The sequence below is a fragment of the Flavobacterium hankyongi genome, from assembly GCF_036840915.1.
Taxonomy (GTDB): Bacteria; Bacteroidota; Bacteroidia; order Flavobacteriales; family Flavobacteriaceae; genus Flavobacterium; species Flavobacterium hankyongi.
Map to the genome: position 1 here is coordinate 1404231 of NZ_CP085725.1, position 13065 is coordinate 1417295.

General features: G+C 32.4%; 10 protein-coding genes. 2 read left to right on the forward strand and 8 right to left on the reverse strand.

Features of this window, described 5'->3' with window-relative positions; all coding sequences use genetic code 11:
* Window positions 1-28 precede the first annotated feature (28 nt).
* The 8 genes from LJY17_RS06470 to LJY17_RS06505 all read right to left on the reverse strand — a co-directional run bounded on the left by LJY17_RS06470 (window position 29) and on the right by LJY17_RS06505 (window position 9322).
* The gene (locus LJY17_RS06470; protein ID WP_264543027.1) at window positions 29-1639 is read right to left on the reverse strand and encodes a CTP synthase; all 1611 of its coding nucleotides are present in this window, start codon (window positions 1637-1639) and stop codon (window positions 29-31) included.
* A 164-nt stretch (window positions 1640-1803) separates the two neighbouring features.
* Window positions 1804-2034: a DUF3820 family protein gene (locus LJY17_RS06475; RefSeq protein WP_264543028.1), complete on the reverse strand. Its 231-nt coding sequence runs from the start codon at window positions 2032-2034 to the stop codon at window positions 1804-1806.
* A gap of 23 nt (window positions 2035-2057) precedes the next feature.
* Window positions 2058-2957: a TlpA family protein disulfide reductase gene (locus LJY17_RS06480; RefSeq protein ID WP_264543029.1), complete on the reverse strand. Its 900-nt coding sequence runs from the start codon at window positions 2955-2957 to the stop codon at window positions 2058-2060.
* A gap of 6 nt (window positions 2958-2963) precedes the next feature.
* On the reverse strand, window positions 2964-3368 hold the full coding sequence (locus LJY17_RS06485; protein WP_264543030.1) for an OsmC family protein: 405 nt from the start codon (window positions 3366-3368) through the stop codon (window positions 2964-2966).
* Window positions 3368-5326, reverse strand: coding sequence for a LysM peptidoglycan-binding domain-containing protein (locus LJY17_RS06490; RefSeq protein WP_264543031.1), 1959 nt, complete (start codon window positions 5324-5326; stop codon window positions 3368-3370). The genes LJY17_RS06485 and LJY17_RS06490 overlap by 1 nt, the downstream gene beginning before the upstream one ends.
* Window positions 5327-5366: 40 nt before the next feature.
* Window positions 5367-7274 carry a LysM peptidoglycan-binding domain-containing protein gene (locus LJY17_RS06495; protein ID WP_264543032.1) on the reverse strand — a complete coding sequence of 636 codons (1908 nt, stop codon included), beginning with the start codon at window positions 7272-7274 and terminating at the stop codon, window positions 5367-5369.
* Window positions 7275-7384: 110 nt separating this feature from the next.
* A complete protein-coding gene (guaA, locus tag LJY17_RS06500; protein WP_264543033.1) occupies window positions 7385-8914 on the reverse strand; it encodes a glutamine-hydrolyzing GMP synthase in 1530 nt (509 codons plus the stop codon).
* Window positions 8915-9136: 222 nt separating this feature from the next.
* The gene (locus LJY17_RS06505; protein WP_264543034.1) at window positions 9137-9322 is read right to left on the reverse strand and encodes a hypothetical protein; all 186 of its coding nucleotides are present in this window, start codon (window positions 9320-9322) and stop codon (window positions 9137-9139) included.
* 345 nt (window positions 9323-9667) lie between these two features.
* On the opposite strand from LJY17_RS06505, the gene LJY17_RS06510 reads away from it, so the two are divergent.
* Entirely contained in the window at window positions 9668-10417 is a 750-nt protein-coding gene (locus LJY17_RS06510; RefSeq protein WP_264543035.1) for a hypothetical protein, read from the forward strand.
* A 997-nt stretch (window positions 10418-11414) separates the two neighbouring features.
* A complete protein-coding gene (locus LJY17_RS06515) occupies window positions 11415-13064 on the forward strand; it encodes a T9SS type A sorting domain-containing protein (protein ID WP_264543036.1) in 1650 nt (549 codons plus the stop codon).
* Window position 13065 lies beyond the last annotated feature (1 nt).

Genomic DNA, 13065 nt, shown 5'->3' on the forward strand with positions numbered 1-13065 from the left:
AAGCTTTTCAAGGTACTCTAGAAACTTATTATTTTTTATTTTTCACAGCTGCTTCCACAAACTTGACAAAAATAGGATGCGGATTTGCTACTGTACTTTTATATTCTGGATGGTATTGTACTCCAATGAAAAACGGATGATTATCCAATTCTATCACTTCTACCAAACCAGTATCAGGATTAATACCTGATGCTTTTAAACCAGCATTTTGCAATGCTTCTAAATAATCACCGTTGAACTCATAACGGTGACGGTGGCGTTCCAAAATATCTTGTTTTCCGTAAATTTTGTATGCCAATGAATTTTCTTCTAAATGACATTTCCATGCTCCTAAACGCATAGTTCCGCCTTTATCAGTAATATTTTTTTGTTCTTCCATCAAGTTAATCACTGGATGAGAAGTGTTTTGATTCATTTCTGTCGAGTTCGCATCAACATGACCTAACACGTTACGAGAATACTCTATTACAGCCATTTGCATTCCTAAGCAAATTCCAAAGAAAGGAACTTTATTCTCACGAGCATAACGCACTGTTTCAATTTTTCCTTCAATTCCTCTCTCGCCAAATCCTGGAGCAACAAGTATACCATCTAATCCTTTTAACTGTTCTTCTGCCGTTTTGGCATCTAAATGTTCAGAATGAATTGAAATTACATTCACTTTTGTCTCATTTGCGGCTCCAGCGTGAATGAAAGCTTCTAATATAGATTTATAAGAATCTTGTAATTCAACATATTTACCTATTAAACCAATATTAATTTCGTGCTTTGGATTTTTCAGTCTGTGCAAGAACTCGTTCCATTGTTTTAAATCTGGTGTCGCTTTCTCAGGTAAATCAAGCTTTTTTAAAGCCACTTTATCCAGGCCTTCTTCCAACATTAAATTAGGAACGTCATATATTGTTGAAGCATCTATCGATTGAATAACAGCTTCTTTCTTTACATTACAAAATAAAGCTAATTTTTGACGTAAGTCCTGAGAAATTTCATGCTCGGTACGACAAACTAAAATATCTGCTTTGATTCCGCTTTCCATTAATGTTTTTACAGAGTGTTGTGTAGGTTTTGTTTTTAACTCACCTGCAGCAGACAAATAAGGAACCAATGTTAAATGAATCACAATTCCATTATTATCTCCCAATTCCCATAACAATTGACGAACCGACTCTATATATGGTAACGATTCTATATCACCAACAGTTCCACCAATTTCTGTAATCACAATGTCATAGTCACCACTTTGTCCAAGCAACTGCATACGCTCCTTGATTTCGTTAGTGATATGAGGTACCACCTGAACTGTTTTTCCTAAAAATTCTCCTCTTCTTTCTTTCTCAATAACCGAAAGATATACTCTTCCAGTAGTTACGTTATTCGCCTGTGAAGTAGGCACATTCAAAAAACGCTCGTAGTGACCTAAATCCAAATCTGTTTCTGCCCCATCATCTGTCACATAACATTCTCCGTGCTCGTAAGGATTCAGGGTTCCTGGATCCACATTGATATAAGGATCGAATTTTTGAATAGTCGTTCGGTAACCTCTTGCTTGCAATAATTTTGCTAACGAAGCTGCAATAATACCTTTTCCTAAAGAAGAAGTAACACCTCCTGTAACAAAAATATACTTTGTTTGATTCATTTTATTGTGTTGTTGCGTTGTTGCCCTTTGCTTCGACTACGCTCAGCATAAACTAAGCTTAGGGTAAATTTAGTTGTTGTTCTGATTTTAAATTAAAACCGCGCAAAAATACAATTATTAATTGATAATTGACAACCTCTATTTGACAATTATTCGTTAAGAAATTATGGTTTGGGAAAGTTTCTTTTAATGTTACGAACCAGTTCTTCTAATCCATTAAGTTTTAACTCATGAACCAGTTGTAATTGTTCCCCTAATTGTCCTTTTGGAAATCCTTTTTGGGAATACCAAACTACGTAGTGTTCGGGTAAGTCTATAAGATAGCGTCCTTCGTATTTCCCGAAAGGCATTTTTGTATGTGCAAGTTTTATGAGGAGGTCTTTGTTAGTAGTCACATTATAAACTATAAGTTGTAATTTTAAAAGCCAAAGGTATTGAACAGTAAGACACTAATTTCTTTTTTATTTAATTCACCACTACCCTTCCATTTACCAATTATTTTTCCATTCAAGTCAATTAAAACTTTATGAGGAATTCCGTTCACAAAATAATCTTTTCGGGCTGAGCTATTGTTTTGTTCAATAGAATAATGCTTCCACTCTTCTATCCCTTCTTTATTAATAGCTTCAATCATTTTACTGATGTATTTATCATCAGAAATAGCAATTATTTCTAAATATTCTTGATATTTTTTCCCAACAGTTTTTATAAATGGTATTTCTTCTCTACATGGCGCACACCAACTTGCCCAAAAATCAATTAAGACAAATTTCTTTTTCCTATAATTAGTTAGTGATATATTTTTTCCATTTATGTCTATTCCTGATAAATTAGGTGCCAAGCTTCCAACCATACTTTGTTTAAAGTATTTTAGCTTTTCTATCATTTTTTTCCCAGATTCACTTTCTTTGATTTCTTTAGATGAATTATTATAAACGTATTCAAAATCATTGTAAAAATCTTTCCCTGGCTGTCTTGAAACTTGACCATTAACAAGATCAAAGCTATAAAGACAATCTGGATTTTGCTTACAAAACTGAATATCAATTTTTAATTCTTCTATATCATTTTTATCTAAAACATTATATAAAGAGTCTAATTTAAGTTTTAACAAATCTTTCTTCAAATTATTAGATTCATCTTTAATTTTAGCCTCAACAGTCTTTTTTAAAACCGTAATAGAATCCTTAACAAACTTTGTTTTTGAATGCAGTTTGTCTAACTCTAGTTTTGAACAATCATTTTTTTGCTGAGAAAATCCATTTAAGGAAAATAAAAAAAACAGCGAAATAAGTATTCTATATTTTTTTTTAAACATAGAAAATTACTTCCAATTAAAAACAATCACCTTTTTAATATCTGGATGCAAGCTATAATTCACGGGACAAGTCATTCCGGTACGTTCTAAGATAGTTTTTGTTTTTTCATCAACTTCTAGATTCATATTGAAAGTGATATGAATTTCTGAAATTCTTCTTGGATCTGTAGCCATTACTTTTGTAACCTCAGCAGTAGAACCTGAAAAATCGACATCCATTTCACGAGCCTTAATTCCCATAACGGTAAACATACAAGACGCCAAAGCATTTGCCACAGTATCAGTTGGTGAGAAGGCTTCACCTTTTCCGTTATTATCTACTGGTGCATCAGAAATAATTTCAGATCCTGAACTAATATGAATTGAAGACGTACGTAAATCGCCTAGATATGTCACTTTTGAAGTTGCCATTAGTTTTCTTGTTTTACTGTTAAATCGGTATCGTAGTATAAAATATAAACTCCTTTGTTCATATAGCCTCCATCTGGATTTTGAACATAGTTGAATTTACTTTCTACTTGCTCTGTTGACGCATCATTGAATGTTTCAATTAAAGACTTTTCTTGAGATAAACGCATTAACACATCAAAAGTAACATCAAAACCACGAGTAGCAAACTGATTTGGAAGAATTTTATTTTTCTTTTTAAAAACCGATTCGAAATCTGTAGCAGCATCAGAATCATTTACTCTAACCATTGATGGATAATGCATTTTAAGTTTAGTTAACCTGTTCATTTGAATTTCATCAAAATCCAAGGCATCGTTTTCTCCAAGAATTACCAAATTAATTTGAAAATCTTTTAATGAAGCTAGTAACGCTGTTGTGGTACTTAAAATCAAGTTCGTTTTTTCAGTTTCTAAAATGACATAATTCATTTTATCTTTCACTAAAAATGATTTTAAACTTGCTACATCAAGAACACCAGCATCACTAACTGTTGCAAACAAAACATCTTTATGATTTTCAGAGATGTATTGCTTTGAAGACATTTTTTTAGGATCTACAACAGCAATAATGTTTCCTCCTTTTTCACGCATAAAATTAAACATCGCCAATTTTACATCTTCATTAGTAGGTGTTGCTTGAATAAGGTTTGGAAATTTTTTATCATAATCTTTCGACAATGGGGAAATCACTGGCACATCAGTCAATAATGACGCTGCTTTTTCTACATTATTTTGATAAAATGGACCAATAATGGCATCCATCGTTTTTAAATTTTTATTCTGAATCAATCCTGAAACATCTGAAGTAGATTTCGTTTCATTTGAATCAAAAATTGAAATATCAACATTTATTCCTAATGTTTTTGCTGAATCTATCGCCATTAATGCACCCGCATAAAAATCGAGTGTCATATTTAAAAATTTATCTTTTTTAAGTCTTGACTTCGTAGAATTGATTGTGTCTTGATCTAATTTTGCAATGTTAAAAGGTAATAGCATCGCTAATTTTTTATTCTGTCCTTTTTTTACAGTTTTAGACAAGTCGCTATTTTGGCGATTTGGTGTTACTGCAACAATAGCTTTTGCAGGCACTTTGATGATCATTCCGTCTTTTAGTCCATCTTTTAATTCAGGATTAAGCTCGATAAGTTTTTCTTGAGAAACACCAAATTGAGTTGACAAACTATACAATGTTTCCTTTGGCTTAACAGTGTATTCATTAGTACTTAAAACTTTATCAACTACAGGGATTGAGGTTTGAGTTTTTGGTGTGTCTTCTTTAACTTCTTTTGTAACAATTGGCTGAGATACTTGTTGTTTTGGTCTTTCTCCTTTAATTACTAACTGAAAACCAATTTGCAATCCGTCCTTAATTTCAGGGTTTTTCTTTTCTAATTCTTCGACAGAAATACCATACTCTTTTGCAATTCCATATTTTGTTTCTTTAGGTTTAACCTCATGTAGAATTGTTTTCTTGGTATCTGCCACATTAGTTTTCACTTCTGGCTTAGTAGTATTTGATTTTACTGGAATATTTAAGACCAAGCCTATTTTAAGCCCTTCTTTTAAGGCTTCAGCATTAGCTTTTTCTAATTCCTGAATTGTTATACCATAACTATTTGCTATTCCATACAACGTTTCCTTTGGCTTAACCTCATGTTTTTTTAAGTTAAGTTTAGGCTTATTCTCTGCAACCGCTTTTGGAGTCACATTTGATTTATTAGGGATAAGCAGGATTGTATTTTCCTCTACTCCTTTTGAAGCATCTGGATTTACTTTATAAATATCATTAGGCGTAACACTGTATTTTTGGGCAATTTTAGTAATGGTTTCGCCTTTAGAAACTTTATGCTTTATTAAATTTTGTCCGAATACAGTTGTAAAACCTAATAGAATTAAAACTTTAACTAAACTCTTCATTTTTTTCATTCTTTAAGATTCAAACTGTTTATCCGCAAAATTATTGCTCATTTTGGATATGTACAATAAATAATTTATCAAAATTTGGTTTATTTATCTTTTGATTGTAAGCATATATCGCTTCATCTGATGTTTCATACTTTTTCACATAAACATAGTAAGAAAAATTATTCACGTTATAGAAAAAGCTTGTCTGCATTTCACCTGAATCTGAAAGCTTTACGGCAAACTCATCACGTAGCTTTGCATCTTCGAAAATATCAGCTACTAAATAAAATCCGTTTTCTTGTTCTTTCAAGTTTCTAACAATCTCAATTCTAGTTGGTCTTTCTACATCAATAACATTATCGTTTAGTTTCTTTCTAACCTCCGTTGATTCTGGCATTTTTTCATTTGTAGAAGCCACATCTTTTTGATTTTCACTAATCGTTTTTTGATGACGCTGAAGTTTTACCAATGCCAACTTATCATCATATTCACGAGCTTCAGAGCTATAAAAAGAGGCTTTAGAAATTTTTCTTTTTAACTCTGTTTTCTTTTCGGCATCGATATTTTCAATTTTTGCAAACAAAGCCTCATTTCTTCTCTCATTGATTGTCTGACCTAAATTTAATTTATTCATTTCATCAATTGACGCTATATCTCTATCAGATAAATTTTCTCTAACTTTCTTTTTATATTCTTGATTTTCCTGAACTGTTAAGCGCTGTACTTTTTGCATTACTCCAGTAAAAATCTTTCTATTTTCTGCTAAATCTCTTTTTAATTGAATGATTAACTTATTGGTCTCCCCAATGTTTTTATACGATTCTTTTTCTAATTTTTTAGACTCTTCAAGGGTTTCTATATCTTTCTCTTTTAATTGAGCCAAATCCTGTGCCATTGTAGTTGCTAATGAATCTAATTTCCAAACCAATACATCTTGTATTTTTTTATTGGCATCTAAAATTAATCTCAATTTCTCTACAGAACCTGTTTTAGTTTCATCAATAGCATTTAAATTAATGTTTAACCTGTTAAGGGTAATCATTTTTTTATTCAACTCTTTCTGTACTGTCAATCTATCTTCCAGATCTTCAATTTTTGCATTTTGAGCTTTTGATTTTTCAGTAATCGCTTGTTTTTCAGCCAAAGCAATCATCAACTCTTCATTTTCATTCTTAGCCTTCAACATTGATTTATTAATTGCTAATTTATTTCCTTCCACTAAACCATTAATAATTTCAGGGTTTTGCAATTCTAACTGTTCAATAGTTATGCCATATTTTTTAGAAATAGAATACTTTGTCTCTTTTGACTGCACTACATGAAAAATAGTCTCATTGTTAATGATACGTGCCTGACCATTTATGGTTTTCTTTTTATTAGGAATAGCTATTTTTTGACCAATTTTTAGTCCTTCTTTTAAAAGATCAGTATTTAATTCGTCTAAATCTTTTACCGAAACATTGTATAAACGAGCAATGCTAAATAAGGTTTCTTTTGGCAGAACTTCATGTAAATTACCATTTAACAATGATTCTTTTTTTTCAGCAACTGCAATCTTTTTATCTGGAATATTAAGTGTTTGACCAATTTTAAGTCCTTCTCTTAAAACCGATTCATTAGCCATTTGAATATCTTCTACTGAGATATTATGCTGTTTAGAAATGCTATACAATGTCTCTTTTGGTTGTACTTCGTGCTTTGTATAATTCACAGAAGACACGTCATTCTTCTTTAATAAATAAGAAATAGATTGGGGATTGGGGATAATAAGAGTCGTATTTTCCTGAAGACCACGTTCTGAACCAGGGTTGAGTTCTACAATTTCTCTTTCAGAAACATTATATTTTTTTGCGATTTGAGCTACAGTTTCATTTGCAGCAACTTTATGTTTAAATGACTTTTCTTGTTGGGCAAGTACAAGCTGACTCATTCCTAAAAAAAGGAGTAAAAATTGTTTCATGTAGGTTCGTTTTTGGTTTGGTTTTTCTTGTCCCAACTTTATTAAAAAAACAAAGTCGCTACAAATATATTCTTTGTAACGACTTTTTTAACATTTTATTATGTTTTAATTTATTCCCATTCAATTGTTGCTGGTGGTTTTGAGCTAATGTCATATACCACGCGGTTTACCCCTTTTACTTTATTAATAATTTCGTTAGAAATTTTCATTAAGAAATCGTATGGTAAATGCACCCAGTCAGCAGTCATACCGTCTGTAGATTCTACAGCACGAAGGGCTACCACTTTTTCATAAGTACGCTCATCACCCATTACTCCTACACTATTCACAGGTAATAAAATAGCACCTGCCTGCCATACTTTATCGTATAACCCGTGATCTTTTAATCCTTGAATAAAAATATAATCTACTTCTTGAAGAATTCTAACTTTTTCTGGAGTGATATCTCCTAAAATACGAATTGAAAGTCCTGGTCCTGGGAAAGGATGACGTCCTAACAACTCATCATCTATACCTAATGTTTTACCTACTCTACGTACTTCATCTTTAAACAACATACGAAGAGGCTCAACAATTTGAAGTTTCATAAAATCTGGCAATCCGCCTACATTGTGATGTGATTTAATTGTTGCAGATGGTCCTTTTACCGAAACTGATTCGATAACATCCGGATAGATTGTTCCTTGTGCCAAGAATTTGACATCTTCTATTTTATGAGCTTCATCATCGAATACTTCAATGAAAACTCTACCAATCGTTTTACGCTTTGTTTCAGGATCATCAATTCCAGCTAATTCAGAAAGAAAACGCTCAGAAGAATCTACTCCTTTTACGTTTAATCCCATACCTTCGTATTGTTTTAAAACATTTTCGAACTCATTTTTACGAAGCAATCCGTTATTAACGAAAATACAGTACAAATTTTTACCAATCGCTTTGTTTAATAAAACTGCAGCTACCGTAGAATCTACTCCACCCGAAAGACCTAAAACTACTTTGTCGTTTCCTATTTTTGCTTTCATTTCAGCAACGATATCTTCCACAAATGAGCTAGGTGTAAAGTTTTGAGGTACTTCAGCGATTTTAACTAAGAAGTTTTCTAGCATTTGTTTTCCATCTTCTGAGTGATATACTTCAGGATGAAACTGAATAGCATAGGTTGTTTCTCCTTCGATACGATATGCTGCATTTTCAACATCTTTAGTAGACGCTAAACGCACACCGTTTGTTGGCATTTTTTTAATGGTATCGCTGTGGCTCATCCACACTTGACTGTTTAAATTTACATCATCAAAGAACAATTCGTCTTCTTTGATAAACGATAAATTTGCACGACCATATTCACGGATGTTTGAAGGTGCTACTTCTCCACCACTAAAGTGTGCTAGGTATTGTGCTCCATAGCAAACCGCTAATAAAGGCATTTTACCACGAATTTGAGATAAATCGGGATGCGGCGCATCTTCGGCACGAACCGAAAAAGGACTACCTGATAAAATCACGGCTTTGTAACTTGATAAATCACTTGGAAAGTGATTGTAAGGAAAAATTTCGCAGAAAATATTTAACTCGCGAACTCTACGGGCAATCAGCTGTGTGTACTGAGACCCAAAATCTAAAATAAGGACGTTGTGTTGCATGTGCAAAAATAGACATTTCTGTTAGACTGAAAAATAGCTCGAAAAGTTTTTTGATTTATATTTCTATCTCTCCCTTTTAATGAAGAACTGTTATTTGATATACAGCCCCACTATTTATAAAACACATATTATTACTTTTCGATTATTCCTAAATATGGCTTCGAGAACCTCAGTCGTGTTAAAAAAGTTATTAAGCATTTCTAGATATAATTAAAATAAAATTTAAAGTAACTGCATTACACTTGCAGGGTTTATTCCCATATAACTACAAAACTCATCCACAGTTATTGCCTGATGTTTTTGTTTGTTGTGTAATTCTCTTATTTTCATAATAATATAGCGGCTTTGCCTTTCGCTTTTACCTGTTATTTGTTGAATGTCTTTTGCGTATATACAAATTCTTTTCATTAGGAATCTATTTTATATTTTAAACTTTTTCTTTTATCATTATTCGGCTTTAACTCGGAGTACAGTCGGAGTATCCTCGGCTTTAACTTGGAGTACAGTCGGAGTATCCTCGGCTTTAACTCGGAGTATAGTCGAAGTATAATAATTCTATTACTTCTTAATCACATACAAGAATCATGCTATTTTATGTTATTATTCTTACAATTAATTTTAATTAACTTTTCTTTTAACTATTCCTGCAAAAAACTGCAATTATCTGCAATAAAAGGCTATTACGGCAATACCTCTTTTACATTAATTTTTCTTGTTTTACTATTGCTTCATAATCATTTAAAACACAAACATATGGCTAGAGTAAATGGCCTCATTAAAATTGAGGGAACAGTAGAAGATTTAACCTTTTACAAAAAAGAAGGTGTTAGTTATGTACGCCGAAAAGGAGGTGTATCTAAAGAGCGTATTAATTCTGATTCTAACTTTGTAAGAACCAGAGAAAACAACAATGAATTTGGACATAGTGGTACCAGCGGCAAAATTTTGCGTCGTGCTCTAGGTTCTATGGCATTAAAGGCTAAAGACAGTAAATTATCCAGTCGATTGTTAGCTGTTATGTCACAAATCAAGAATATGGATACTGTATCTGCAAGAGGGGAAAGAAAAGTATCTATAGGCTTAAGTACTCCTGAAGGTAAACAAGCATTAAGAGGATTCAACTTTAATGCAAAATCTACCTTGAGTGGCGTATTAATGGCTCCCTATACCCTAGACACCACAACAGGTACGATAACCATTCCTAATTTATTAACCGCAGAACAAATTTTATTTCCACAAGGAGCTACTCATGTAAGTTTTCAAAGTTCGGTTTTGATGTTGGATTTTGAAACCGAAAATTCAGAAATGTTCTACAGTCCAAGTATTAATTTACCATTGAATATGACGGCTAGTTCAGTGCTTTTATCTCCTTCACAAATGCCTACAGGAAGTGGACAGCAATTTTTTATGCTTATGATATCGTTCTATCAACAAGTTAATGGTGTGCAATATTCGTTAAAAAATGAAGAATATAATGTACTCTGTATTTTAGATGTTATTTAATTTTTTATTTAAACCCAGTAGTAAACTACTGGGTTCTGCTTTTAAGTTTAAAAATAACTATGGATTAATAGTTAATTTAGTGTTGTACTTTGTCTTGAAACAAAGTACCAAAATTCAAGTCTGGGTTTCTCAGTGTTCCAATTGCATTTCAAATCCTAAAGCAAAAAAACTCTCTCGTCATGACTGACGAGATCAAACAGCTTTTGCTTTTCAACGGATTTTTCAATGATTGGAAACTCACTTGCGAAACCAATGACATTTTATAATTATACACGAGAATCTTTATGTTGAATAACTCAAACTGTTAATTGCTTATTACTATCCGTTAATAACATTTTATCTTCAAACACATCAACGATTCAACGAATAGCAAAACAAATGTTATTTATGAGTTAAAGTGACAAAATTCAAGTCTGGATTTCTCAGTATTCCAATTGCATTTCAAATCCTAAAGCAAAAAGAACTCTCTCGTCATGACTGACGAGATCAAACAGCTTTTGCTTTTTAACGGATTTTTCAATGATTGGAAACTCACTTGCGAAACCAATGACATTTTATAATTATACACGAGAATCTTTATGTTGAATAACTCAAACTGTTAATTGCTGATACTATCCGTTAATAACATTTTATCTTCAAACACATCAACGATTCAACGAATAGCAAAACAAATGTTATTTATGAGTTAAAGTGCCAAAATTCAAGTCTGAGTTTCTCAGTGTTCCAATTGCATTTCAAATCCTAAAGCAAAAAAACTCTCTCGTCATGACTGACGAGATCAAACAGCTTTTGCTTTTCAACGGATTTTTCAATGATTGGAAACTCACTTGCGAAACCAATGACACTTTGGAAAATATTTTTTAATTCTTACAAAAAATCATTAAAATTAGTTATTGTGTAATTGGTTTGTTAAGAGTAATATTGCGGTAATTTTGTAAAACTTTACTTGTCAAAAAATGTACTGTTTTTCAAGCACTTAACAAAAACAAGAAATATTATGTCCCAAAATTACACTTACAAAAAGCTACTTTTTGGTTTTTTACTATTCTTTTCAATTCAAATATATTCTCAAGACATTCTTTGGGAAAAATCATATGGAGGAAAACACGCCGAATATCTTTTTGATGCTATCCCAACACCTGATTATGGTTTTATACTTGCTGGAAGCTCAATTTCCAATAAAAATGGTAACAAATCTGACAATAATAAAGGAGATTTAGATTATTGGGTTTGGAAAATGGATGAAAGAGGTGGACTAGACTGGCAAAAAAGTTTTGGTGGTTCTGGCACCGATTTACTTCAAAGTATAACACTAACCAACGATGGTGGGTTTATTTTAGCAGGTGCTTCTACTTCTAATAAATCTGAAGATAAAAAAAATGACAGTAATGGTGATTCTGATTTTTGGATCATAAAACTTGATGCTAAAGGTGGCATAATGTGGCAAAAAACAATTGGCGGTGCAGGTCAAGAAAAATTACAAAGTATAGCTTGCACAAAAGATGGCGGCTATATTATTGGTGGTTCGTCTAGTTCAGACAAAAATACTTTTAGCAAAGAAGGAAACTCTCTTTATCAAAAATCTGAAAATAGTAGAGGAAATTTAGATTACTGGGTAGTTAAACTTAGTGCAAATGGAACTCCTGAATGGCAAAAAACTATAGGAGGGAAATATTTTGATGAACTTAAAAGCATAGAGCAAACTATCGACGGTGGCTATATTTTAGGAGGTTATTCTAATTCTCCAATATCAGGAGACAAAACTGCTGACAATTTTGGTCTTGGAGATTACTGGATTGTAAAATTAGACGAAACTGGCAATATCAGTTGGCAAAAAACTATTGGTGGTGATAAAGATGATAACTTATTTACTTTAATTCAAACCAAAGACAAAGGCTTTCTTTTAGGAGGAAATTCAAACTCAAACGCTACAAACTCTAAAAAGAAAGGAAACGGAAAAGGAACTGATTTTTGGGTGGTTAAACTTGATGAGAGTGGAGAAATTTTATGGCAAGAAACCTATGATTATGGTAAAACCGATGTATTGACTTCGATTGTAGAAAACGAGGATCATACATTTCTTATAGGTGGGTATGCACAAAGTGAGGCTTCGAGAACCTCAGCCTCCAAAAATGGAATAACCGGAAAATTTACTCAGACATCAGACAAAGAAGGCATAAACGATTATATTGCTTTAAAGATAAAAGATAATGGTGAAGAGATCTGGACTCAAACTGTGGGCAGTAAAGGAGATGAAGTGATGAATAAACTCTTAGAAACCAGAGATGGAGGTTATTTACTGGCAGGAACTTCTAAAGGAGAACAATCAAGAGATAAAGCAAGTTCTATAGGTGGAAACGATTTTTGGGTAGTGAAACTAAAAGACAAAGCCAAAAAAGAAAAAACAAAAGTAGCTATAGAAGCATACCCTAACCCTGCCGAGAGTTTTACCAATACTCTTGTAAACTACGATTATAGTGACGGTTGGGCCACTTTATACGACCTAAACGGACGACAATTACAAAAAATAGAACTTCATGGTGAACACACCATCCCTATTCAATTACACAACCTTCCTCAAGGAATTTACATCGTAAACATTAAAACAAACAACGGAGAGAACTCTCTGAAAATTATTAAAAAATAGA